Origin of the sequence: Aeromonas sp. MaB10011B (assembly GCF_017939325.1) — a bacterium.
GTDB lineage: Bacteria > Pseudomonadota > Gammaproteobacteria > Enterobacterales > Aeromonadaceae > Aeromonas > Aeromonas caviae.
Genome location: NZ_JAGKRK010000075.1, coordinates 204,026 through 227,171, shown reverse-complemented (window position 1 = coordinate 227,171; position 23,146 = coordinate 204,026). Strand labels below are relative to the sequence as shown.

The 23,146-nt window shown below is 62.1% G+C and carries 19 protein-coding genes and 1 pseudogene; 9 read left to right on the top strand and 11 right to left on the bottom strand.

Going from position 1 to position 23,146, the window contains the following annotated elements:
• A pseudogene (locus J9893_RS17130) lies at positions 1-576 on the top strand (IS4-like element ISAeme15 family transposase); the annotation flags it as partial.
• Between the two features lie 29 nt (positions 577-605).
• Here the strand turns inward: J9893_RS17130 and J9893_RS17125 are convergent.
• From J9893_RS17125 to nrdD, 4 genes are all read right to left on the bottom strand, one after another.
• Entirely contained in the window at positions 606-998 is a 393-nt protein-coding gene (locus tag J9893_RS17125; protein WP_246875623.1) for an energy transducer TonB, read from the bottom strand.
• A 135-nt stretch (positions 999-1,133) separates the two neighbouring features.
• Complete coding sequence (locus J9893_RS17120; RefSeq protein ID WP_010673454.1) at positions 1,134-1,304, bottom strand: YqaE/Pmp3 family membrane protein; 171 nt, start codon at positions 1,302-1,304, stop codon at positions 1,134-1,136.
• 57 nt (positions 1,305-1,361) lie between these two features.
• Entirely contained in the window at positions 1,362-1,871 is a 510-nt protein-coding gene (gene nrdG, locus J9893_RS17115) for an anaerobic ribonucleoside-triphosphate reductase-activating protein (protein ID WP_048208156.1), read from the bottom strand.
• A 113-nt stretch (positions 1,872-1,984) separates the two neighbouring features.
• Positions 1,985-4,102 carry an anaerobic ribonucleoside-triphosphate reductase gene (gene nrdD, locus J9893_RS17110; RefSeq protein WP_010673452.1) on the bottom strand — a complete coding sequence of 706 codons (2,118 nt, stop codon included), beginning with the start codon at positions 4,100-4,102 and terminating at the stop codon, positions 1,985-1,987.
• Between the two features lie 439 nt (positions 4,103-4,541).
• On the opposite strand from nrdD, the gene J9893_RS17105 reads away from it, so the two are divergent.
• The gene (locus J9893_RS17105; protein WP_210601669.1) at positions 4,542-5,510 is read left to right on the top strand and encodes a hypothetical protein; all 969 of its coding nucleotides are present in this window, start codon (positions 4,542-4,544) and stop codon (positions 5,508-5,510) included.
• A gap of 57 nt (positions 5,511-5,567) precedes the next feature.
• Here the strand turns inward: J9893_RS17105 and ligA are convergent, their stop codons facing one another.
• From ligA to J9893_RS17090, 3 genes are all read right to left on the bottom strand, one after another.
• Entirely contained in the window at positions 5,568-7,574 is a 2,007-nt protein-coding gene (ligA, locus tag J9893_RS17100) for an NAD-dependent DNA ligase LigA (RefSeq protein WP_210601670.1), read from the bottom strand.
• Between the two features lie 98 nt (positions 7,575-7,672).
• Entirely contained in the window at positions 7,673-8,803 is a 1,131-nt protein-coding gene (zipA, locus tag J9893_RS17095; protein WP_210601671.1) for a cell division protein ZipA, read from the bottom strand.
• 15 nt (positions 8,804-8,818) lie between these two features.
• A complete protein-coding gene (locus J9893_RS17090; protein ID WP_210601672.1) occupies positions 8,819-12,193 on the bottom strand; it encodes an AAA family ATPase in 3,375 nt (1,124 codons plus the stop codon).
• A 110-nt stretch (positions 12,194-12,303) separates the two neighbouring features.
• On the opposite strand from J9893_RS17090, the gene cysZ reads away from it, so the two are divergent.
• Positions 12,304-13,068: a sulfate transporter CysZ gene (gene cysZ, locus J9893_RS17085; protein WP_010673447.1), complete on the top strand. Its 765-nt coding sequence runs from the start codon at positions 12,304-12,306 to the stop codon at positions 13,066-13,068.
• A 134-nt stretch (positions 13,069-13,202) separates the two neighbouring features.
• Entirely contained in the window at positions 13,203-13,817 is a 615-nt protein-coding gene (locus tag J9893_RS17080; RefSeq protein ID WP_210601673.1) for a trimeric intracellular cation channel family protein, read from the top strand.
• 94 nt (positions 13,818-13,911) lie between these two features.
• On the opposite strand, the gene J9893_RS17075 is transcribed toward J9893_RS17080, so the two are convergent.
• The 4 genes from J9893_RS17075 to J9893_RS17060 form a co-directional block, all read right to left on the bottom strand.
• Positions 13,912-14,163, bottom strand: a complete 252-nt coding sequence (locus J9893_RS17075) for a hypothetical protein (protein ID WP_010673445.1) — start codon at positions 14,161-14,163, stop codon at positions 13,912-13,914.
• 103 nt (positions 14,164-14,266) lie between these two features.
• Entirely contained in the window at positions 14,267-14,812 is a 546-nt protein-coding gene (locus tag J9893_RS17070; protein WP_039039271.1) for a DUF882 domain-containing protein, read from the bottom strand.
• A 148-nt stretch (positions 14,813-14,960) separates the two neighbouring features.
• On the bottom strand, positions 14,961-16,442 hold the full coding sequence (locus J9893_RS17065; protein ID WP_049636288.1) for a L,D-transpeptidase family protein: 1,482 nt from the start codon (positions 16,440-16,442) through the stop codon (positions 14,961-14,963).
• Positions 16,443-16,533: 91 nt separating this feature from the next.
• A complete protein-coding gene (locus J9893_RS17060) occupies positions 16,534-17,301 on the bottom strand; it encodes a transporter substrate-binding domain-containing protein (RefSeq protein WP_210601674.1) in 768 nt (255 codons plus the stop codon).
• 309 nt (positions 17,302-17,610) lie between these two features.
• Between J9893_RS17060 and J9893_RS17055 the strand changes: the two genes are divergently transcribed.
• The 5 genes from J9893_RS17055 (at position 17,611) to J9893_RS17035 (ending at position 23,137) form a co-directional block, all read left to right on the top strand.
• Positions 17,611-18,156, top strand: coding sequence for a hypothetical protein (locus J9893_RS17055; RefSeq protein ID WP_210601675.1), 546 nt, complete (start codon positions 17,611-17,613; stop codon positions 18,154-18,156).
• 57 nt (positions 18,157-18,213) lie between these two features.
• The gene (locus J9893_RS17050; protein WP_161470570.1) at positions 18,214-19,272 is read left to right on the top strand and encodes a glycosyltransferase family 2 protein; all 1,059 of its coding nucleotides are present in this window, start codon (positions 18,214-18,216) and stop codon (positions 19,270-19,272) included.
• A complete protein-coding gene (locus J9893_RS17045; RefSeq protein ID WP_010673439.1) occupies positions 19,269-19,640 on the top strand; it encodes a GtrA family protein in 372 nt (123 codons plus the stop codon). Before J9893_RS17050 ends, J9893_RS17045 begins: the two co-directional genes overlap by 4 nt.
• Positions 19,640-20,806: a membrane protein gene (locus tag J9893_RS17040; RefSeq protein WP_029313951.1), complete on the top strand. Its 1,167-nt coding sequence runs from the start codon at positions 19,640-19,642 to the stop codon at positions 20,804-20,806. The genes J9893_RS17045 and J9893_RS17040 overlap by 1 nt, the downstream gene beginning before the upstream one ends.
• A 207-nt stretch (positions 20,807-21,013) precedes the next feature.
• Positions 21,014-23,137 (top strand): alpha-amylase, encoded by a 2,124-nt coding sequence (locus tag J9893_RS17035; RefSeq protein WP_210601676.1) that lies wholly within the window; start codon positions 21,014-21,016, stop codon positions 23,135-23,137.
• Positions 23,138-23,146: the final 9 nt, after the last annotated feature.

Here is a 23,146-nt window from a genome sequence, read left to right as displayed (position 1 = left end):
GACCGTCTGTTGCAAATGACGGTCTCGCCTCAGGCTAGCAAGAAAAACCCGGCGTTGCCGACACACTGGCAAGTTCGCGCAGTGACCTATGAGGTGGCAGGCAAGGAGAAAACGGTCTTTACCTCCCTGCCCGTGGCGCGATTCAGTGCAGCTCAGGTGGCGACCCTGTACCACGAGCGCTGGGAAATCGAGCTGGGATACCGGGATATCAAAAGCGCGATGCAGCACAACGCCATCACGCTGAGAAGCAAGAAAGTGAACTTGGTCTATCAGGAGCTGTGGGGATTGCTGCTTGGATACAATCTGGTCAGGCGGGAGGCCAGCCAGGCCGCCGTAGCCCATCAGCGAGCGCCCAATGAGGTGAGCTTTAAGTTTGCCTGTCAGTTCATCGCGAACCAGATGGCAGTGATGGCGGGCGCGTTATCGCCAGCCCATACGCCACGGAGGTTGGCGGAGTTGCGGGGCTGCATAGGCGTCATGTTCATAGAAAAACGCCCCAGGCCATCGAGACCCAGGGCGGTGAAGATATCAAAGACCCGTTTTCCGGTAAATCGCAATGCGGCTCCGCTTAAGTGAACAGCATTGCGGCCTGGCCGGGGTGTTTGTCATTTCACTTCCACTTCGAATCGGGCCACAACCCGAGCCGGAATGGCTTGCTGATTCTGCTCCGATGGCCGGTAGCGCAGCTGCGCCAGCCCGGAGATGGCGATGAGATCCAGCACGCCGGGCGGCTGGGACTCCAGTACCTCTGGGCTGAACAACGTGCCATTGGAATCGATGAGGTAGCGAAGGGTCACATACCCCTTGACCGGCCTCTTCGCCGGCAGCCCCCCGACCGGGTTAAACCTGATGGCATCCCCCACCAACACCCAGTATTCGGGCAGCGTTTCCCAGGTGACATCCACCGGAGGCCGATTCAGCTTGGCGGTGGGGCTGGCACAGCCCCCGAGCAGGGCCAGGGCGGCCCACAGCAACAACCCTTTCACACGCACTGACATTCCCTCTTCGTTGTATCGCTCGACTCCATGAGCGACGCGCCAGTGTCAGGCAAAGGGGCTCATCCGGGAAGCCCCCATCTGGCAGGCAAAAAAAAAAGCCAACCCCGGAGGGCTGGCCTTGTGATCTCTCACGGCTCAGGCGCGCTTGTCGCTTACCACCAGCCAGAGGGCATGAACCATGCCGGGCAGACCGCCCAGCAGGGTCAGCACTATGTTGATGAGGAAATGGAGGCTGAAGCCTACCTGGATAAAGGCGCAGACCGGGGGGAGAAAGATGGCCAGCAGGATCTTGAGCAGATTGTTCATCGGGATTCCTCGTGTAAACAGCGCTTGGGGTTGGCCTAACCATAAACACCCAAGGCCTCAACTGCAAACCAGACAGGGGATCCGCTCTCCTCCTTTCCGCCAGGCGTTGAGGTCGTGAACCATCTGGTTGCTGCTGCCGCGCCAGAGCAGACCGGGATCCGCCAGGGCCTTCTCGAACCTGCCATCCACCAGCACGTCCAGCAAGGCCACCAGCTCCCGCTGGGCCGGGCTGAGATCGGCCAGCAGATAGCCGGTCCAGCACCAGATGTCCTTGCCGGGGCACTCGGTTCGCACCCGCTTCACCAGCGCCAGCACATGCGGCACGTTGGCGGGGTGGAGCGGATCGCCGCCGGAGAGCGACAGTCCGCGCCGCTTGATGCGGCTGTCGTTGAGATCGTGAATGATGCGATCGCTCATCGCCTCATCGAACGGCTTGCCCCCATCGAGCCGCCAGGTGCTCTGGTTGTAGCAACCGGGGCACTGGTGCTCGCAACCCGACACGAACAGGGTGGCGCGGGTGCCGGGGCCGTTGATCACATCGACCGGGTAGTACTGGTGGTAGTGCATTCGAGTTCTCTGGGTTAACGGCCAACCCCCTCCCAACCTCCCCCTTCGAAAGGGGGAGGAGCTTCTTTGCCCCCTCCCCTGCCAAGGGGAGGGCTGGGGTGGGGTCTGCTCGCTTACATATGCTTGACCCGGCGTTTGACCTCTTCCTGCTTGCCCGCGTTGAAGGGGCGCGCATCCGGGCTGCCGAGATAGCCGCACACCCGGCGGGTCACCGACACCTTGGCCGGGTCATGGTTGCCGCAGCGCGGGCAGGTGAAGCCCTTGGAGGTGCACTCGAACTCGCCGGTGAAGCCGCAGTCGTAGCACTCGTCGATGGGGGTGTTGGTCCCGTAATAGGGCACCTTGTCATAGCTGTAGTCCCAGACGTTCTCCAGCGCCTCCAGGTTGTGCTGGATGTTGGGGTACTCGCCGTAGCAGATGAAGCCGCCGCTGGCGATGGGCGGATAGGGCGCCTCGAAGTCCAACTTGTCGTAGGGGTTCACCTGCTTCTCCACGTCCAGGTGGAAGCTGTTGGTGTAGTAGCCCTTGTCGGTCACCCCGGCCACCACGCCAAACTCCTTGGCATCGATGCGGCAGAAACGGGTGCAGAGGTTCTCGCTCGGGGTGGAGTAGAGGCTGAAGCCGTAGCCGGTCTCCTCCTTCCACTCGTCGGTGGCCGCCTTGAGCCGCGCGATGATGGCGATGGCCTTCTGGCGCAGGGTCTCGCTGTCGAACAGGTGGACGTCGGTGCCATAGAGGGCGTTGATGGTCTCGTGTACCCCGATGTAACCCAGCGAAATGGAGGCGCGGCCATGTTTGAAGATCTCGCTGATGTTGTCATCGGCCTTGAGGCGCACACCGCAGGCCCCCTCCATGTAGAGGATGGGTGCGACCCGGGCCTTGACCCCGTCCAGGCGCTTGATGCGGTACATGAGCGCTGTCTTGGCCACTCGCAGGGCGGCATCCAGTTTGTCCCAGAAGTCCGCTTCATCGCGGGATTTCAGGGCAATGCGCGGCAGGTTGAGGCTCACGACCCCCAAGTTGTTGCGCCCCTCGTGGACCAGCTCGCCATTCTCTTCAAAGGCACCGAGGAAGGAGCGGCACCCCATGGGGGTCTTGAAGGAGCCGGTCACTTTGACCACCTGGTCGTGGTTGAGGATGTCCGGGTACATCCGCTTGGAGGCGCACTCCAGCGCCAGCTGCTTGATGTCGTAGTTGGGATCCCCCTGCTTGTGGTTCAGGCCATCCTTGATGGCGAACACCAGTTTCGGGAAGACGGCGGTCTTCCTGTTCTTGCCAAGGCCGGCGATGCGGTTGCCTAGGATGGCGCGCTGGATGAGGCGCGATTCCCAACTGTCCCCCAGGCCAAAGCCGAAGGTGACGAACGGCGTCTGACCGTTGGCGGTGTGCAGGGTATTGACCTCGTATTCGAGGGACTGGAAGGCGTCGTGGCACTCCTTCTCGGTGCGAGCCATGGCGTAGGCGTCCACATCCTGGATCCCCCACTCCTCGGCCACCTCCCGGTGCTTGTGCCAGCTGATGGTCACATAGGGTGCCAGCACTTCATCGATGCGGTTGATGGTGGTGCCGCCATAGATATGGCTCGCCACCTGGGCGATGATCTGGGCGGTCACCGCGGTGGCGGTGCTGATGGATTTTGGGGTGTCTATCTCCGCGTTGCCCATCTTGAAGCCGTGGGTCAGCATCCCCTGCAGATCGATCAGCATGCAGTTGAACATGGGGAAGAAGGGGGAGTAGTCGAGATCGTGGAAGTGCAGGTCGCCGCTCTCGTGGGCCTGCACCACGTCACGGGGCAGCATGTGACTGATGGCGTAATGCTTGGCGACGATGCCCGCCAGCAGGTCACGCTGGGTCGGGATCACCTTGGAGTCCTTGTTGGCGTTCTCGTTGAGCAGGGCCGCGTTGGTCTGCTCCACCAGGCCGCGGATCTCCTGGGCCAGGCGACCCCGGGCCTCGCGGGCCTGATCACGGTCGTGACGGTATTCGATGTAGGCACGGGCGATGGCCTTGTCGTCGGAGGCCATCAGGTGGTTCTCGACCCGGTTCTGGATCTCGTGGATGTCTACCTCCCCTCGCCCCTCCAGCTCCTGGCTGACAGCGGCGGCAATGCGCTCTGCCAGCGCCGGACTGGCCTGATTGACCGCGGCCGCCGCCCGGCTGACCGCATCGCGGATCAGTTGGCCATTGAATGGTGCACGACATCCATCGCGTTTGATCACTACCGGTTTCATCGATTTTCCCCGTATTGAAAGACCTGGTGGCCACCCTCGGCTCACCCTCGTTGAGTCCCCTTCTCCACGCCCGTCCCCGGCGCAAACAAGGTCAGCCAAGGCTTGAAACACCTGGGCTGACACTGAGAGGGTGACCACTTATGCACAGCTTTATAACACTATATATGGGTATTTTTTTTATGATTAACCCTATATGTGGGGTCTATTAGGCACCAAAGCGGTACCCTGTTTCTTGATCCAGAACAGGTTTTGGAAGGAGTGGGGCAGTTCACGACCAGCGCCAAAAGAGACTATCTCTGTACATCCCAGACGGGATGCGGGCTCCCGCCCGGCAAGGGATAAAAAGAGAGGGGCACGCCTTCCGACAACAATTGACCGAGGCGCCAGAGAGCGGGAGAGCACATACTGGGGAACAGTCTGTCCCTTGCGGAAAACACACGTGACCAAGGTCTTGCTCCTGCTCTCTCTCCTCTCCCTCCCGCTGCTGGCCGCCGAGATCCTGGTGATCAGCAGCTATCACCAAAGCAACCAGTGGGATCAGAGCTACAGTGCCGGCCTCGAGAAACACCTCAAGCAGGCGCATAACCTCGGCTATCTCTATCTGGACACCAAGCGCCAGCCCGGCCAGACCCGTGACGAACTGCTCGCCAAGGGAATGGCCGCCTACCGGACCCATCAGCCGGCGCAGGTGATCCTGGGGGATGACAACGCCATCAACGCCCTCGCCCGACCCATCGCCGCCCGGGGAACGCCCATGGTGTTTCTCGGGATGAACGAGAATCCGCGCTCCAAGGGGCTGGTCGGCCACCCCCTGATCACCGGCGTACTGGAACGCCCCCTGCTCAAGCGCAGCATCAGCGAGATGAGTCAGTTGATGGGAGGGCTGGAGCGTGCCCTGGTGCTGTTTGACGAAAGCGAGGTGTCCCGCACCGCCGTCGCCCACGAGTTCAAGGGGCGAGGCGAGCTGACGATCGGCCAGACCCGGGTCAGCAGCCGCCAGTTCACCGACTACGGACGCTGGCAGGAGGCAGTGCTCGCCAGCCGGGAAAATGGCTATCAGGCGCTCTTCCTCGGCCTCTACCACACTCTCACCGACGCTCAGGGCCAGCATGTAAGCGAGCAACAGGTACTGGCATGGACCAGCGCCAACAGTCCGGTGCCACTGTTCTGCTTCTGGGCCTTTGCAGTGGGCAGGGGAGCCGCCATCGGCGGTCTGGTGCTCGACGGCCACAGCCAGGGAGAGAGAGCCGCCGAACTGGCCAATGCCATCCTCTCGGGCACGGCGCCCGGCGCCCTCTCCCCCCGCGCCGCATCCCGCGGGGAATATCTGTTCAGCAAGAGCGAACTGGCACGCTGGCACCTGACGGCTCCCGATGCCTGGCAGGACAAGGTGAGCTACATCGAGTGAGCCCACCAACGACAAACCCGGCCAGTGGGCCGGGTTTGTCTGCTCAAACGTGCATCCTCAGGGCTGAATGGCCGCCTGCAACTCGGCTTCGGTCCAGATGGTGATCCCCAGCTCCTGGGCCTTGGCGAGCTTGGAGCCTGCCGCCTCCCCCGCTACCAGCACGTCGGTCTTGGCCGACACCGAGCCCGCCACCTTGGCCCCCAGGGCCTGCAGCGCCGCTTTGGCGTCGTTGCGGGACAAGGCGGTGAGGGTGCCAGTCAGCACGAAGGTCTTGCCGGCAAAAGGTTGATCGCTTGCCTCCTTCTTCTCGATGGCCGGCCAGTGGATGCCGGCGGCCAGCAGGGCCTCCAGCACCTCGATGTTGTGGGGCTGGCGCAGGAAGTAGTAGACGTGCTTGGCCACTATGTCTCCCACGTCAGGCACTTCCAGCAACTGCTCCACCGAGGCTGCGCGCAGGGCATCCAGGGTGAGGAAGTGGTTGGCAAGGTTCAAGGCGGTCGCCTCCCCTACTTCGCGGATCCCCAGGGCAAACAGGAAGCGGGGCAGGGTGGTGCTGCGGGCGGCATCGATGGCGGCCACCAGGTTGAGGGCCGATTTTTGCCCCATCCGCTCGAGACCGGCCAGCTGGATGGCGTTGAGGCTGAACAGATCCGCCGGGGTCTTCACCAGCCCCTTGTCCACCAGCTGCTCGACGATCTTGTCGCCGAGACCGTCCACGTCCATGGCGCGGCGGGCGGCGAAGTGCTTGATCGCCTCCTTGCGCTGCGCCTCGCAGAACAGGCCGCCGGAGCAGCGGGCCACCGCCTCCCCTTCCAGCCGCTCCACCGCGGAGCCACACACCGGGCACTGGGTCGGGAACAGGATTTCCCGGGCATCCGCCGGGCGCTGGGCCTCCACCACGGCCACGATCTGCGGGATCACGTCCCCCGCCCGGCGCACGATCACGGTGTCGCCGACCATGACGCCGAGGCGCGCGATCTCGTCCGCATTGTGCAAGGTGGCGTTGGAGACGGTGACGCCGCCGACGAACACGGGTTTGAGCTTGGCGACCGGGGTCACGGCGCCGGTGCGGCCGACCTGGAACTCGACGTTCTCGAGCAGGGTCATCTCCTCCTCCGCCGGGAACTTGTGGGCGGTGGCCCAGCGCGGGGCGCGGGCCACGAAGCCGAGCTCCCCTTGCAGGGCAATGTCGTCCACCTTGTAGACCACGCCGTCGATCTCGTAGGGGAGCTCGCCACGGCGGGCCAGGATGTCGTCATGGAAAGCTTGGCAACCGGCGGCGCCCTCTTTCAGCTTCACCTCGGAGCTGAGCGGCAGGCCCCAGGCCTTGAGCTGCATCAGGCGACCGTAGTGGGAATCCCCTAGGGCGTCGCCCCCAACTCCGACGCCGTAGGCATAAAAACTCAAACGGCGGTTGGCTGTAATTCGAGAGTCCAATTGCCTCAGACTCCCTGCAGCAGCATTACGTGGATTGACAAAAACTTTCTCACCTGACGCTGATGCTCGTTCGTTCAGATCAACAAAATCCTTCTTTCTCATGAAGGCTTCGCCACGAACCTCCAAACGTACAGGCCAATCCTTACCCTGAAGAGCCAGGGGGACAGATCTAATAGTTCGAACATTGTCAGTAATATTCTCCCCAACTCGGCCATCACCACGAGTTGCGGCTTGAACTAATATTCCGTTTTCATACAGCAAGCTAACTGCAAGTCCATCCAGCTTTGGCTCACAACAAAACTTCAAAGTACTAGTCGACTTTAAGCGCCCTTCAATACGATGAACAAAATCATCAAGGTCTTCATTATTAAAGACATTATCCAAACTGAGCATAGGAACTTCATGTGTCACTTGCCGGAACTCAGGCAAAGGTGCACTTCCAACACGTTGACTTGGAGAAGAAGGAGTTCGTAACGAAGGTTGCTGTTTCTCGATATCAAGCAGTTCACGCATCAGACGATCGTATTCGGCGTCCGGTACAGTGGGCTTGTCCAGCACATAGTACTGGTAGCCATAGTCGGTGAGCAGTTCACACAGTTGACGGTGGCGGGAGAGGGTATCGCTCATGGAAGAGTCTCGAAGTGTGATGGAACATTCAGTCTGGGGCACAAATAAAAATGCGGCACCGGGGTACCGCACTTTTCATGGTCAACGCCAGGAGCGCATCAGTCGCGGCTGGCCTCGTAGGCCGCCAGCTCGTGGCGATAGCGGGCGATGTCGTCGTCACTCAGCGGGCTGCGCGAGGCGTCGGTCAGCATGGCATCGAGATCGCTCGCCAGCTGATCCGCGGCCTGCAACATGTGCTCGAACGCGAAGGCCGCGTTGCTGCGCAAGGGCAGCTGCATGAAGAGGGACACACCCGGGGTGCTGAACTGCTCCATCCGGTACGGGTTGAAGGTGCCCGGCTTGACCATGTTGATCATGGAGAAGAGCACTTCGCCCTTGCCGCCGAGATCCTCGTGGCGGTGGAAGATGTCCATCTCGCCAAACTTGAAGCCAAGCGCCAGCAGGGAGGAGAGCAGGGTCGCCCCTTGCAGATCGTGGCCGGGACGCGCCATCAGGTTGATGACATAGACATCCTGCCAGATCTTCTCGACCGGGGCGGGAGCAGGCTCAGGCTCGACCGCGCGGATCGGCTCTTCGTAGACCGGCTCGTCATCGTAGGCGGGCTCTTCATAAGCCGGCTGGGCGTAGCGGGGAGCCTGCTGGGCAACCGGTGCCGGCTCGCGTGCACCGAAGGTCGGCGCCTGGGCATAGGCCGGCTCCACCAGCGGCTCTTCGTCCAGCGGCTGCATCATGGGCTCGCGCTGCGGACGGGAACGGTGTACCGGGGTACGGCGGATCACCTGGGCAGGTTTGCGCACCGGCGCGGCAGGGGCCTCTTCAACAGGGGCGGCAACCGGCTCGTCATAGTCCTCTTCTTCCTCATACACAGGCTGAGGGGGGACAGGGCGAGCGGCAGGCTTGCGCACCACGGGAGGCGGCAGATCGGCGTCGTCATCTTCATCATCGAAGGCGGGAACGGGGGCGACACGGCGGGGTTCGGGCTGACGGGCCTCGTCGCTGCGCAGTTTGGGCTCGGCACGACGGCCACCGCTCACCACACGCACCTGACCGATGCCATCGCTGTCGAAGGCGTCGTTGTCACGCTCACGGGACTTGGACTCCATCCGACCCAGGGGTTTCTCCTTGATCGGTGCCTGACGATTCTTTCTGTTGCTCCACAACCCGTGAATGAGCAATGCCGCGATGGCAATACCGCCCAGGGCAACCAAGATGTAACGCAATTCCTGCATTAGCTGCTTCTCTTTCTAGTTTTGCTCAGCCAAAGCGACGGCTTCACCGATATCGACCGACACTATGCGCGAAACCCCGGGCTCTTGCATCGTGACGCCAACCAGCTGCTCGGCCATCTCCATGGAGACCTTATTATGACTGATGTAAACGAACTGTACTGTGCTCGACATCTCTTTGACAAGAGAACAGAAGCGACCGACGTTCACTTCATCGAGCGGTGCATCCACCTCATCCAGCAGACAAAATGGTGCTGGATTGAGTCTGAAGATGGCGAAAACCAGCGCAAGGGCGGTTAACGCCTTCTCCCCCCCGGAAAGCAGGGCAATGGTAGCATTCTTCTTGCCCGGAGGTCTTGCCATGATGCTCACTCCGGCCTCCAAAAGATCATCCGAGGTCAGCTCAAGCCAGGCACTGCCCCCCCCGAACACTTTTGGGAACAGGGATTTTAAATCTTCATTGACCTTATCGAAAGTGTCGCGGAAGCGTATTTGTGTTTCTTTATCAATTCTTTTAATGGCTTGGCTCAAGGTGTCGAGGGCCTGCTCCAGATCCTGGCACTGATTTTCCAGGTAGCTTGAACGGGTTTTCGCCTCCTCATACTCCTCCAGTGCCGCCAGGTTGATGGCGCCAAGCGCCTCCACCTGCGCCTCCAGCGTCTGGATCTCCTGGCGCAGCTTGCCGCGATCAGCGGCAATCAGCACCGCCTGATCGAGGTCCACCAGGCGCACGCCCAGCTCTTCGAACTGCTCGTGCAGTCCCTGCCTGCGCGTCAGGTTGCGCTCGCGCTCGAGCCGCAGGGTCGCCAGCTTCTCCTGAATTTTCACCAGTTGCTTGTGATCGGTGCTTCTGGCCTGCTCCAGCTCGGTCAGCTGACGATCCAGCTCTGCGAGCCGTTGGTGACAGGCCAGTTGCTGCGCCTCAAGATTGCGCTGCTCGACCAGCAGGGGCGACAGATCCTGACTCGGAGCGGCCCCTGGCTCCTTGAGTTCCGCCAGCTCCAGGCCGAGACGGGCCAGCTCCTGCTCGCGCAGCGTGATGAGCTGGCGCTGGTTCTGCTGCTCCAGTTGCAACCGCTGGCAGGCCGCCTGCTGCTGCTCCCGGCGAAGGCGCGCCTCTTCCAGCGCCCGCTCCGCCCCGCTTACCTGCTCCTGGGCAAGCAGCAGCGCCTCGGCGAGTACCTCCCCCTGCTCCTGCTGCTCGCCAAGGGCCGCTTCATCCTGCTCAAGCCGCTCCCCGGCCGACGCCAGCCGCTGCGCCTCCTCAGCCTGCTCTTTATCGAGCCGGGCCAGCTCTTCCCCCAGCTGGCCCAGGCGCTGCAAGCGCTCCTGGCGCTGCCCCTCGCGCAGACTCCAGGCTTCGCGCAGTTGTTGCCACCGCTGCTCCTGCTCGCGCAGGGTGCGCTGAGCCAGCTCATGCGCTCCATGCTGCTGGGCCCGCGCTGCATCGGCGGCGACAAGCTGCTCGTCGAGTCTGTGCAGCGCCTCCCGGCCCGCGGCCAGCTCGGTGTGCAGCCGCTCACGCTCCCCGAGCAGCGCCAGCGTACCGAGGGCCATGCCCTCCCCCAGATCCGCCCAGTTGGGGCCGAACCAGTCGCCGGCGGGAGTGAGCAGCGACTCACCGGCAGAGAGGCTGTGCAGGCGGGACAGCGCCTCCTCCCTGCTCTCTGCCAGCCAGATGGCATTGAGGAAAGCCGGAATGTGCTCGCCCCCCAGTTGCGCCGCCAGGGTACCGGCCCTGGCTGGCTGAGCCGGGCCAATCCAGAGTCCGGGTTGCGCCAGGTTGCACTCGTCCGCCGGGATTGCGGTGAGCCAGCGGCCGAGCACCTTGTCCAGCCCCCGGGCCCACTCGGGGGGCACCTGCAGCCGATCCGCCAGGGTGGCGCCCGCCATCTGCTCCCCCAGGATCTGATCCAGGGTGGCGAGGCGCGCCTCCAGCTCGCGCAGCAGGCCCTGCTGGCGACCCTGCTCTGCCTTGAGTGCTTCATGGCGCGACACACCGGCCTGCCACGCCGCATCGGCTTCCTCATGGCGGGCGCGGGAGAGCGAGAGTTCCGCCGCCAGGGCATCGAGGGCCGGTTGCAGGTTCTCCCCCTCCCCGCCAAGGGGCCCGGCCTGTTCGTCTTCCAGCTTGAGGCGGGCAAGCCGGGTCTTGGCCTGCAGCTCCTGCAGGCCATTCACCTCGGCGCGGGTCTGGTTGAGCCGCCCCTGCAACTGGCCCAGCTGCTTCTGCCACTGCTGCTGACGCTGGCGCGCCTGCTCGAGCCGATCGCCCGCTGCCGCCCGCACGCTCTGCTGGTCGGTAAGCAACTGCTCACACTGCTCGAGGCGCGCCGACGCCACCTCCCCCTGCAACGTGCTGTCGCTCAGCTGTTCCAGCTGGCCGGCCAGCTGGGCCTTGAGGCCGTCGATACGCTCGCCGAGGGACTGCCGCCTCGCCTGCCAGTCGCGGCCAAGCTCGCTCTGGTGCAGTTGCTGCTGCTCGAGGCGGGCGATGGCTTGCCCGCCGAGGAAAATCTGCTGCTGGCGGCTCGCCTGCTCGGCCTGCGCCTCCTGGCGGGCCACCGACAGGGTGACGTGACGCCCCTCGTCGGCGGTGCGCTTGGCATCGAGTGCCGCCAGCGCCTGCTCGGTCTGGGCCAGTTCGGTCTTGGCTTCGCCAAGACGTGTCTCCAGCGCCCACAGTTCCGAGCCGATCAGCTCCGCACGAGCGGCACGTGATCGACTCTTGAGCTGCTTGTAGCGCTCGGCGGTCTCGGCCTGGGCCTTGAGATGTTCGAGGCGCGAGCCCAGTTCGCTACGGATATCGCCGAGACGTTCCAGGTTCTCCTGGGTATGGCGGATGCGCTGCTCGGTCTCGCGGCGCCGCTCCTTGTAGCGGGAGACCCCGGCGGCCTCTTCCATGAACAGCTTGAGATCGGCGGGGCGGGACTCCACCAGCCGGCTGACGGTGCCCTGTTCGATGATGGCGTAACTGCGAGGCCCAAGGCCGGTGCCGAGGAAAAGATCGGTCACATCCTTGCGGCGGCACTTCTGGCCGTTGATCTGGTAGTGATTGGAGCCGTCGCGCAGCACTTCGCGGCGCACCGAGATCTCGGTAAAGCGGCCGAACTCGCCGGGTACCCGGTTGTGGGGATTGTCGAACACCAGCTCCACCGAGGCGCGGCCATGGGCGCTGCGGTTGATGGAGCCGTTGAAGATGACGTCGGTCATGTTCTCGCCGCGCAGATGGCGGGCGGAGCTCTCCCCCAGCACCCAGCGCACGGCGTCGATGACGTTGGATTTGCCGCAGCCGTTGGGGCCCACCACGGCAGTCATGTCGGCGTTGAGTTCGATGCGGGTCGGCTCGACAAACGACTTGAAACCGGCGAGTTTGATCAATTTCAGACGCATGGCGGCCTATGTGGGTAACGAAATAAAGAGGAGGCGGGCAGGCGACTTTACCAAATCAAAGGCTTGTTTGTAATATGCTGGCACTTTCCCCATTCACTGATGGAGCTCACATGAGCCAATCACCCCACATGGTCAAAGATTCGGTCAGCGGTGCAGACTACTTCCTGCGCGGCTTCTCACTCATCCGCCAGCCCGGCATCCGCACCTTCGTGCTGATCCCCCTGCTGGTCAACTTTGTGCTCTTTGCCGGTGCCTTCTACGCCCTGTTGCTACAACTGGACGGCCTGTTCGCCTGGCTGCACCAGCAGATCCCGAGCTGGCTCTCCTGGCTTGATTACCTGCTCTGGCCCATCGCCCTCATCACCATACTGGTGGTCTTCTCCTTCATCTTCAGTTCGGTGGCCAACTGGATAGCGGCCCCTTTCAACGGCCTGCTGGCAGAGAAGGTGGAACAGATCCTCACCGGTGAAGCCATGAATGACACCGGCATGCTGGATGTGGTGAAAGATGTGCCCCGTACTTTCGGCCGCGAATGGACCAAGCTGAAATACTATCTGCCCAAGGCCATCGGCTGCCTGATCCTCTTCCTGATCCCGGTAGTGGGCCAGACCCTGGCACCCGTGCTCTGGTTCCTGCTCAGCGCCTGGATGATGGCGATCCAGTATGTCGATTATCCGTTCGACAACCACAAGATCGGCTTCATCACCATGCGCGACGCCCTCAAGCAACGTCGTGGAAAGTGCCTGAGCTTCGGCGCCCTGGTGACCCTCTTCTCCGCCATCCCGGTGGTGAATCTCTTCGTGATGCCGGTGGCCATCTGTGGCGCCACCGCCATGTGGGTAGACCAATACCGCAGCGAGCAACTTGGACGCTGAACCGCGTCATCATGATCAAAAGAGGGGGCGAAAGCCCCCTTTTCATTACTTAATCTAATGCATAACTAAGATAGCTTGTCGCCCCAGCGCAGGGTTGTTAGGATGCGGGCCTTTCTCGCACCCTGGGATATCTCATGTTACATGCACTCTTCTTGCTCGGCCTGGTGGCCGAAGGGATGACTGGCGCGCTGGCAGCGGGTCGGCGACGGATGGATCTGTTTGGCGTCGTGATCATCGCCTCGGCGACGGCCATCGGTGGCGGTACCATTCGGGATGTGCTGCTGGGCCACTATCCCCTGCTCTGGGTCGAGCACCCCGAATACGTGCTGCTGGTGGCGGGCGCCGCCATGGCCGGGGTCATCTCGGCCCCGCTGATGCGCTACCTTGGCAAGCTGTTCCTGGCGCTTGATGCCCTGGGGCTCGTGGTCTTCTCCATCTTCGGGGCTGCCCGGGCGCTCGAGATGGGCCACGGGGCCGGCATCGCCTGCATCATGGCCGTGGTGACCGGCGTGTTCGGGGGGGTACTGCGGGACTTGCTGTGCCAGCGTATCCCGCTGGTGTTCAAGCGCGAGCTCTATGCTGCCGTCTCGCTGATCACCGCCGCGCTCTACTGCTTTGCGCTGCACCATGGGCTGCCCAACGACTGGGCCGCTTTCGGTGCCATAGGCACCGGCTTCGTGCTGCGGCTCCTGGCGGTACGCTTCAAGTGGGGACTGCCCACCTTCAACTATCAGTACGCCACCCATTGATCGCGCCAGTTCCTGGCCATATTGCACGGATAACGAGCAACAAAAAAGCGCCATACGGCGCTTTTTTGTTGGGCATCGGCAAGAGAGGAAAGGGTCAGTTGATCCCTTCCGAGCTGAAGAAGGTCGCCTTGTCGGCGATGAAACGCACCTTGATATTCTTGCCTTCCCCTCCCCAGACACAGCTCGTGGTGCCGAGAGCATCGTCGCAACGCTCGGCCTTGCCGAGGATGGCACTCGCTTCGGCATAGCTCATCCCGACTTTCAGCTTGTCGTAGCTCTCGCGGTTGAGCTTGCCGCAACCAGTCAACAACAGGGCGATGAGCCCCCCGATCACAATCTGCTTCATCTTTCTCTCCTCTGGCTGGAGTCCAGAGCCTAGCAGCTTGGTCCCCCTCAATGCCAGCGGCAAAAAGATACAATCGGCACTCAACTCTTGAGACGATCCCGACTCACCAGCTGCGAACGGGACCCGTGTCCAAGTGCACGAAGTTGTCGGAAGGGTAATAACCCACACCGCCCACCTTGAGGTTCAGGGCGGCCTTGCGCAGGTGCGCCAGCTGCACGCCGGGGATGCGCACGTCAACCGCCTGCCCCAGGGTGTGGTAGCTGTGCTTGGCGACGCCGCGACTCTTGCGCCGCTTCTGCTGATTGGTGGCCGGGGAGCGATAACCCGAGATGAGCTGGATTTCGCCGTGGCGTCCCAGCTTGTGTTGCAGCAGAAAGAGCTGATCGAACAGCTTTCTGTCGATGTTGAACACTTCGTTGCGACGGTAGTCACGGAAAATATGGTTGAGCTCCGCCAGCCCGTCGCTCAGATAGTGGCCATCTTCCCAATAACTGGCGCGTACCCGCTCGCCGGTATTGAGGTTGAAGAAACTCAGTTCCCGTCCCGAAGTGCTGCGGCTCGCCAGCGCAGGGAACGACAGCAGGCTGGTCCCCATCAAGCAACCCGCCCCCAGCAGCAGACGGCGTCGGCTTATCTCTTGTCCCAGCATCCGTTGTCCGTCCATCTCATGGTGAAGTCACACAGGTGAATGAATTTGATACAAGGGCCGAAACTACCTGCCAGAAAAAGCGCTGTCAAACCCCATTCACCCATGAAAAAGCCCGGCACGGGCCGGGCTTTTCACTCTGTGGCGAGGATCACAGCAAGCGGCTTTGATAGCTGACTCTGTCGAATCCGTAGATATCGTTGCGCAGTTGCTGACGTCCCTCTTCATCAATCCAGCTGCTCCAGTAGACGGTAAACACCGGGATAGGGTTGCTCAGGGGCAGCCACTTGGTCTGGGTCTCTTTCAGGATGCTGGCCACCTTGTCCGGCTGATAGCGGGAGTCCGCCAGCAGCAACTCCGCCAGATCGTCGGCGTGTTCCACCCGGATGCAACCCGAGCTGAAGGCACGGGCCCCCTGCTCGAACAGCGCCTTGCGCGGGGTGGAGTGGAGATAGATGGCATCGTTGTTGGGCAGATAGAACTTGTAGCGACCCAGGGCATTGTGATCCCCCGGCTTTTGCCGCAACCGGTAAGGGAAACCCGAGGCCAGCGCATGGTGCCAGCCATCTTCGCTGAACTGCACCGGATTGCCCTCGCCGTCGATCACCTCGAACTGTTCGCGATCCAGGTAGGCAGGATCGCGCCCGAGCTTGGGCAGAATGTCCTTGCTCAGGATGGAGCGCGGCACGTGCCAGGCCGGGTTCAGCACGATGGAGCGGATCTCGCTGGCGAGGATGGGGGTGGCCCGCTGCTCCTTGCCGACGATGACCCGACTGGTGAAGACCTCGCTGCCCGACTCCACCACGCTCAGGCGGTAGTCCGGAATGTTGACCAGCACATAGCGACCGGCAAGGTGATCCACCAGATCACGGCGCCACAGGTTGCGTACCAGCAGGCTGGCGCGCACCTCGGGGCCGGTATTGAGCCAGCTGCGGGTCTGACGGCCGATGATGCCGTCGGCGGTCAGGCCGTGGCGGCGCTGGAACTGCTTGATGGCCTGTTCGGTCTCGGGATCGTAGAGGCTGTCCTGGTGAGTCGGGGCACTGTCCCCCAGTTCGTTCAGGATGGAGCGGATCTGGCCGAGCTCGGTCGAGCTCTCCCCCGCCCTCAGGGTCGGCATGGAGAGGGTGGGCCAGTGCTTGGCCATGGGCATGGCCAGCAGCTTGCGCACTTCTTCGCGCACGGCGTCGTATTCCGCCACCTGTGGCCTGAGTTGCCTGACCTGCTCCAGCAGATTGTCTCCCTGGGGAGCATGGACCAGGGGGCGGTTCAGATCCAGCTTGAGGGTCTGCATCTGTTCGCGCGCGACCAGATCCATCCCTCGCCAGGCCTGCTGGAACCGGGCCAGCTTGCCAAAGGCCTCATCGTAGAGGGCACCGCGCCGATCCGCCGGGGTCTTTTGCAACTGCTGCCAGAGGCGGTAGAAATCCGGATGCAGCTGGGCCAACACCGCTTCCTGCAACTGCTGTTCAAGCTCATGACGAGCCTGCTCGGCCACCTCGTTCTGATACCAGTCATGCTGGATGCTGGGACTGGCCACTACCGCCTGTTCCGTGCTGGCATGAACCATGCTGGCCGGCCAGCAGCCCAGCCAGATGAGATTCGCCAATGCCAACCAATACTTCTTACCCATGCTTCTTACCACGCTTGCCTCAAATCGGTTCATTGCGGCCTGTCAGGCGCGACGGTCAGGTCCCCATGATGCGTGAATGCTGGCGACTTTGCTAGCGGACGGAGGTGTAACGACGCCAGATGAGTTCCTGCTCCCCGCTGTCACCGACGGCCACTATCGCCTCGTTGAACCGCGCTACGAATTCCCCGGACAGGGTCTTCTTGCTCAACATGAAAAAGGTGGGCGTCTCATGGATCGCCATGGTGTGGGGGACGACCGCGTCCGACAGCCCCTCTCTCTTCAGACCCCAGGGCGTGGCCAGACTATCCCCGAGAAAACCGTCTATCCGCCCAAGCAGCAGCTTGCGATAGTTTTGCACATCGTTGACCTCGCTCACCTGGTTGCGGTATCGCTGCAGAACCTTGGTGATTTCCGGGCCGTAATAGTAGTCCCTGGTCACACCGAGGCGATGTCCGTGGGCCAGCCAGCTCGCCAGATCCGACTCCTCACCGGCACTGGATTTGCGTACCCAGAGCGATGTCCGGCCCGGGTTGTAGGGGATGGAGAACCAGGCATAACGCGCCCTCTCATCAGCAAAATACGCCTCCATCACGATGTCCAGCCGACCCAGCTCAAGATCGTGCAACCCCCGCTTCCAGGGACGCTCCACATAGACCAGACGACACCCCAGCCGATTCGACACGGCATTGAGGTAGTCGACCGCAAATCCACGCAGTTCCCGACGTGCTCCCTCTTGCTGGTAATAGTGGTATGGGGGCCAGTCATCGAAACCGACGCGAAGGGGGGAGGAGCAGAACGATTGCGCCCACAACGGTTGGAGGGGCAGACAGCAGAGCACAGAGAGAGAGAAGAGTCTCATGGGTCATCCTTGACGACGGGACAGGCCATCTTAATTCTGCCTGGGTGAAATGGCGACAGATCCTGCCACAACAAAGCACAATATCAGCCGTTTGCCTGATGCGCCCCAGGTGGCGGCAGACAGGTTGGCGCCGAAAAAGCCACAATCAAGAAGAGGAAGCAAACGACCCCAAAGCCCCTTGGTAAGCAGGGTGATTGAGGGTTAATATGTGAGCAAATATATTTTTGTGATCCACTATGCTTTTTTTGCAATTGGATTAGCATATGCGCGAAATCTGCCTATCAATCTGTCGGGCGTCGAGTGAGTAATATGACCTACAAAAAGTTCAGTTTTCTGGCTGCCATCCTGGCACTGAGCGGTTTCTACCTTTATACCCTCTATCTGGCCGCTCACCCCAACGTGAGCCTGGCTTACAAGCTCTATTACCTGGAAGGCAAGACCCGTTTCTGGGAGCACAACTCCAGCATGACCTACCAGCCCGGCAACGAACTCAACCTGACCAAGCCGAGCCGCTTCCTCTCAAGCGAAGGCTGGGCCAAGAAGCCCAGCGAGCAAGGCACCGAGCTGAGCGGTCAGGGCGGTCTCTATTTCGTGCTGCCCAAGCAGCAGGCCCAGCCGGAGCAGCTCACCATCCAGGCCAGGATCAACAGCCCCCAGGCTGGCGCCCTGCTCAAGGTGGCGCTGGGTCATGATTTCACCACCACGGTCAAGCTGGCCAAGGCGGGCATCAACGAGATCCGCCTCAGCCTGCCGGGCGACTCCCTGACCGCCGATCCCAAGCGTCCCAACTTCCTGGCGCTCTCCGCCCCGACACCGCTCAACGTCCAGTCCGTGCGACTGACCGTGGCTCAGTGAAGCGGAATGCCCCAAGTATCTGTTCCGTAAAATAATTCTTTCAATAAGGAAGTTCCCATGTCCCGTGCCGATTTTCGACTCTCTCTGGTCGTTCCCGTTTACAACGAGGAAGAGAGCATAGACGCCTTCATCAGCGCGATAGATACCGAACTGGCCCCGCTCAAAGACCAGCTTGAAATCGTGTTCGTCAACGATGGCAGCCGTGACCGCACCCGTGAGGTGGTCGAGCAGGCCATCACCCGGGATCCCCGTGTGACCCTGGTCAACCTGGCCCGCAACTTCGGCAAGGAAGCGGCCATGACCGCAGGCCTGCACCAGGCCAAGGGCGACGCCATCGTCCCCATGGACGTGGACCTGCAGGATCCCCCCTCTCTCATTCTGGAGTTCGTCAAGCTGTGGCAGACCGGCGACTATGACACCGTCTACGGCATCCGGGTGGATCGCAGCGCCGATACCCCGATGAAACGCCTGACCGCCGGTGGCTTCTACCGCTTCTTCAACGCCCTCTCCACCAGCACCAAGCTGCCGGAGAACGCCGGTGACTTCCGCCTCATCGATCGCAAGGTGGTCGAGGCCATCAAGCAGTTGCCGGAGCGCAACCGCTTCATGAAGGGGCTGTTCGCCTGGGCCGGTTTTCGCGCCGTCGGCGTTCCCTACGAGCGCCCGGCCCGCCATGCCGGCGAAACCAAGTTCAACTACTGGAAGCTGTGGAACTTCGCCCTTGACGGCCTGATGAGCTTCTCCAGCTGGCCGCTGCGGGTGTGGAGCTACATCGGGGTCGGTGTCTCCTTCATCGCCTTCCTCTATATCCTCAAGATCATCACCCAGGTGCTCTTCTTCGGTATCGACGTGCCCGGTTACGCCTCCCTGATGTCGGTCATGCTGTTCCTCGGCGGCATCCAGCTGCTGTCGCTGGGCATCATCGGCGAGTACATCGGCCGCATGTTCGTCGAGGTGAAACAGCGCCCCGTCTACCTCATCGAAGGGGTCTACGGCCAGTACGCCAAGCAGGATGAAGAGCAGAAGCAGGAAGTGCCCACCACCAGCAAGAAGGGCGCTGGCAAGAAGGCCGCCGCGAAAGCCGCTGATGATCAGCAGGAGCAGGCGTCTCAATGATCTCCCGCGAGGAATTCTGGCGGCTGGTTCGCTTCGGTTTTGTCGGCGGGGGGGCCACCCTCGTCGATCTGGGTACCTCCATCGCCCTGTTTCATACCTGGCCGGCCATCTCCGAGCACCTGGTCACGACCCTGGCCTTTGCCGTGGCGTTCTGGTTCTCGTTCTTCGGCCATCGCTACATCACCTTCCAGAAACAAGGTGCCGCCAGCAAGTTCCTGCTGGTTGCCCTCTTCTCTCTGGCGGTGCGTAATCTCATCCTGAGCGGTTTGCTGTTTGCCGGTCTCTCCGGCCTGTTGCCGGTGGTGATCGCTACCCTGACCGTCACCGTGCTCACCTACGTTCTCTCCCGTATCTGGGTTTTTGCCTGATGAATGATATGACCAATACCGCCCCGTCAACCGGGGCTGCACTCCCCTATCGCCCGTCACTGCGCATCAGCGGCCGCGACTGGCTGATGATCGTCGCCGCCTTCGTACTGAGCCGGGTGGCGCTCTATGGCATGGGCTATTTCGGCGTCCAGCTCTATGGCGCCACCGACATCGGGCCGCTGCAAGCCTACTGCCAGTTCGACTGCGTCTGGTTCCAGCGCATCATCGAGAATGGCTACGACCTCTATCCACGCTGGCTGAGCAAGGGCAATGCGGCGAACTGGGCCTTCATGCCCCTCTATCCCATGCTGGCCGGCGGTCTCTCCAGCCTGTTTGACATGGAGAGCCTCATCGGTCTGATGCTGGTGGCCAACATCGCCTTCTTCATCAGCCTGCCCCTGATGCTGCTGGTGCTGCGCCAGCTCAAGCTGGGGGACGACACCGCCCGCTTCGGGGTCTGGCTGCTGGCCTTCTCCCCCTTCTCCGCCTATTTCGTCTCCGGCTATACCGAGCCCATGTTCATGGCCTTGATGCTGGGAATGTTCCTGTTCGCCTACCGCGAACAGTGGCTTATGGTCGCCTTCCTCGGCATCTTCATCTCCGCCACCCGCAACCTGGGGGTGATGATGGTATTCCCGGTGTTGATCCTGGCCCTGCAGGCCTACGGCTGGCGCGAGTTCTTCCGCTTCACCGAGCGGGCCTTCAAGGTGGTGTTCACCCTCTGGCTCATTCCCCTCGGCCTCTTCTCCTACATGGTCTATCTCTATCACCTCACCGGGGATGCCCTGGCCTTCAAGCACATCCAGGTGGCCTGGGGCCGCTATATGGACAGCCCCCTGGACTGGTGGCTGAGCGGCTTCGAGCTGGGGGGGCGCAAGGCCTATCTCTCCATCATGGTGATCTTCGGCTGGTGCCTGAATGGCTACCTGTTCAGCCAGAAACGCTGGGCCGAAGCGACCCTGATGTTCATCTGCTGCACCATCCCCCTGATGACCGGCCTCAACGCCATGCCCCGCTACATGTTCGGCCTCTATCCGACCCTGCTGGCCATCGTGCTGCTGGCCCATCGCTGGCCTGCCATCCGCCCTGCGGTGCTCTGCATCAGCGGCATGGTTGCCTCCTTCATTGCGGTGGCCTTCGTCAACTTCAAGTTCTTCACCGTGTGACGCCACCCCGAATGCCTACAAGCCGGTCAACTGACCGGCTTTTTTCATGGCCGCGACACCCAGTTCACACTTTTCCATTCTTGAAAACGTAACCATTTGAACTGACGTCACAAATCGGTATTTTACCGGTCCAAGCCTGCCCCAGCGCGCCCTAGAATGAGTGCCTCAACGGACCCTGCTCCTCACACTCTGCTCAAGGAATGGCTTATGCGTCTCTCTTCGCGCCCCGCTCTTCGCCCATCACCCCTGTGGCTGGCCGTGCTCGCCACACCGCTGTTCATCGGTCAGGCGATGGCGGCCCCCGAGGTCTATCTCCATGTGGATGGCAAACCGGTGGCCGAGGCGCTGACGCTGGACAAGGGCACCGTCACCCTGACCCACAGACTGGACAAGGGGAGCCACCAGATCCGCATCAGCGATGCGGGCAACAGCTGCGGCACCAGCTTCGGGCCAACCGAGGCCAGGCCCCTTCCCTTCGGCACCGCCCAGCCCATGGACAAGTGCAGCAAGGGGACAGACTTCAATCTGAGGGTGATGCTGGCGGGGGACTACGAGTTCACCTTCAACCCCGATACCCCCAGCCTCAAGGTGTTGCGGGCAACCAAAAAGAGCGAGTTCAAACGCCAGCCTCCGGAAGAGCCCTGCATCAGCTGGGATGGCGGCCCGGTCACGACATCACTCAAGGGAGTCTGGCCCGACGGCACCCGGTTGCGGGATGCCTACTCGGGACAGGAAGCCGTGGTCAAAGGCGGCAAAATCATCCTGACACCGAGCAAGGAGAGCGGCGGCCTGCTGCTGCTCGAACCGGTCAAGGCCGCCAAGCCTGCTCCCTTCAGCTGGGATCAGGCGAGCGTCTATTTTCTGCTGACCGACCGCTTCCACAACGGCGATCCCGCCAATGATCACAGCTTCGGTCGTCAGAAGGATGGTCAGGACGAAGTGGCCACCTGGCATGGCGGTGACTTCAAGGGGCTGACCGAGAAGCTCGACTACATCAAGCAACTCGGCATCAACGCCATCTGGATCACCCCCATGGTGGAACAGGTCCACGGCTTCATCGGCGGTGGCGAACAGGGGAACTTCCCCTTCTACGCCTACCACGGCTACTGGGCGCTCGACTTCACCAAAATCGACCCCAACTACGGCGACGAAGAGAGCCTGAAAACTCTGGTGGACGAGGCCCACAAGCGCGGCATGCGGATCATCCTCGACGTGGTGATGAACCACGCAGGCTACGCCACCCTCGCCGACTTGCAGGATCTGGGGCTCACCGATCTCACCCAGAACACCGGCAAGCTGCCGAGTCGCTGGAACGAATGGCGCCCGAGCGGCGGCCTCAACTGGCATGGCTACAACCAGTTCATCGACTACCAGTCATCCCACTGGGACAAGTGGTGGGGCCCTGACTGGGTGCGCGCAGGTCTGCCCGGCTACCCACAACCCGGCACCGACGACGTCACCGGCTCGGTGGCCGGATTGCCGGACTTCCTGACCGAATCCACCAGATCGGTGGGGCTGCCACCGCTGCTCGCTGCCAAAAAAGACACCAGGGCCAAGGCCCTGCCCAACGCCACCGTGACCGATTACCTCATTGCCTGGCACACCGACTGGGTGCGCCGCTTCGGCATCGACGGCTTCCGTGCCGACACCGTCAAGCACCTGGAGCCCGCGGTCTGGGCCAGGCTCAAGCAGGCGGGCACCGACGCGCTCAAGGAGTGGAAGGCCGCCAACCCGGGCAAGGCCCTCGATGACCTTCCCTTCTACATGGTGGGCGAGGTGTGGGATCACGGGGTCGCCAAGGACTTCTGGTACCAGCACGGCTTCGATTCCCTGATCAACTTCGACTACCAGCGTGAATTCGCCCTGCCCCAGGCCCAGTGCATGGCGGGGGCAGAGCCCACCTATGCGAGCTACGCCAGCCGCATCAACCAGGATCCCGAGTTCAACGTGCTGAGCTACATCAGCTCCCACGACACCAAGCTCTTCTTCGGCGACTATCAGGACGTGGCGCTGCAACGGCGGGTGGCCAACAGCTTCATGCTGCTGCCGGGGGGCATCCAGATCTACTATGGCGATGAGTCCGGCCGGGGACTGGCCAAGGATGGCGGCGTGTTCGATCAGAGCGTGCGCTCGGACATGAACTGGCAGGAGCTGGCGAGTGGCGAGAAGGCGGAGCTGGTCAAGCACTGGCAACGGCTCGGCCAGTTCCGTGCCGCCCACCCTGCCATCGCGGCGGGCAGCCACAAGAAGATTTCCGATGTCCCCTATGGCTTCGTGCGGGAGAAAGGAGAAGACAAAGTGGTCGTGGTCTTCGCGGGTCGGCAGAAATAGCGACCTGGC

What these genes read in the sequence shown, in the direction of transcription:
- J9893_RS17055 (WP_210601675.1), top strand. Translation starts at nt 17,611, where the DNA reads ATGACCTACAAAAAGTTCAGTTTTCTGGCTGCCATCCTGGCACTGAGC.
- J9893_RS17070 (WP_039039271.1), bottom strand. Translation starts at nt 14,812, where the DNA reads ATGCTGGGACAAGAGATAAGCCGACGCCGTCTGCTGCTGGGGGCGGGT.
- J9893_RS17065 (WP_049636288.1), bottom strand. Translation starts at nt 16,442, where the DNA reads ATGGGTAAGAAGTATTGGTTGGCATTGGCGAATCTCATCTGGCTGGGC.
- J9893_RS17060 (WP_210601674.1), bottom strand. Translation starts at nt 17,301, where the DNA reads ATGAGACTCTTCTCTCTCTCTGTGCTCTGCTGTCTGCCCCTCCAACCG.
- J9893_RS17125 (WP_246875623.1), bottom strand. Translation starts at nt 998, where the DNA reads ATGTCAGTGCGTGTGAAAGGGTTGTTGCTGTGGGCCGCCCTGGCCCTG.
- cysZ (WP_010673447.1), top strand. Translation starts at nt 12,304, where the DNA reads ATGAGCCAATCACCCCACATGGTCAAAGATTCGGTCAGCGGTGCAGAC.
- zipA (WP_210601671.1), bottom strand. Translation starts at nt 8,803, where the DNA reads ATGCAGGAATTGCGTTACATCTTGGTTGCCCTGGGCGGTATTGCCATC.
- J9893_RS17045 (WP_010673439.1), top strand. Translation starts at nt 19,269, where the DNA reads ATGATCTCCCGCGAGGAATTCTGGCGGCTGGTTCGCTTCGGTTTTGTC.
- ligA (WP_210601670.1), bottom strand. Translation starts at nt 7,574, where the DNA reads ATGAGCGATACCCTCTCCCGCCACCGTCAACTGTGTGAACTGCTCACC.
- nrdG (WP_048208156.1), bottom strand. Translation starts at nt 1,871, where the DNA reads ATGCACTACCACCAGTACTACCCGGTCGATGTGATCAACGGCCCCGGC.
- J9893_RS17080 (WP_210601673.1), top strand. Translation starts at nt 13,203, where the DNA reads ATGTTACATGCACTCTTCTTGCTCGGCCTGGTGGCCGAAGGGATGACT.
- nrdD (WP_010673452.1), bottom strand. Translation starts at nt 4,102, where the DNA reads ATGAAACCGGTAGTGATCAAACGCGATGGATGTCGTGCACCATTCAAT.
- J9893_RS17040 (WP_029313951.1), top strand. Translation starts at nt 19,640, where the DNA reads ATGAATGATATGACCAATACCGCCCCGTCAACCGGGGCTGCACTCCCC.
- J9893_RS17075 (WP_010673445.1), bottom strand. Translation starts at nt 14,163, where the DNA reads ATGAAGCAGATTGTGATCGGGGGGCTCATCGCCCTGTTGTTGACTGGT.
- J9893_RS17035 (WP_210601676.1), top strand. Translation starts at nt 21,014, where the DNA reads ATGCGTCTCTCTTCGCGCCCCGCTCTTCGCCCATCACCCCTGTGGCTG.
- J9893_RS17090 (WP_210601672.1), bottom strand. Translation starts at nt 12,193, where the DNA reads ATGCGTCTGAAATTGATCAAACTCGCCGGTTTCAAGTCGTTTGTCGAG.
- J9893_RS17050 (WP_161470570.1), top strand. Translation starts at nt 18,214, where the DNA reads ATGTCCCGTGCCGATTTTCGACTCTCTCTGGTCGTTCCCGTTTACAAC.
- J9893_RS17120 (WP_010673454.1), bottom strand. Translation starts at nt 1,304, where the DNA reads ATGAACAATCTGCTCAAGATCCTGCTGGCCATCTTTCTCCCCCCGGTC.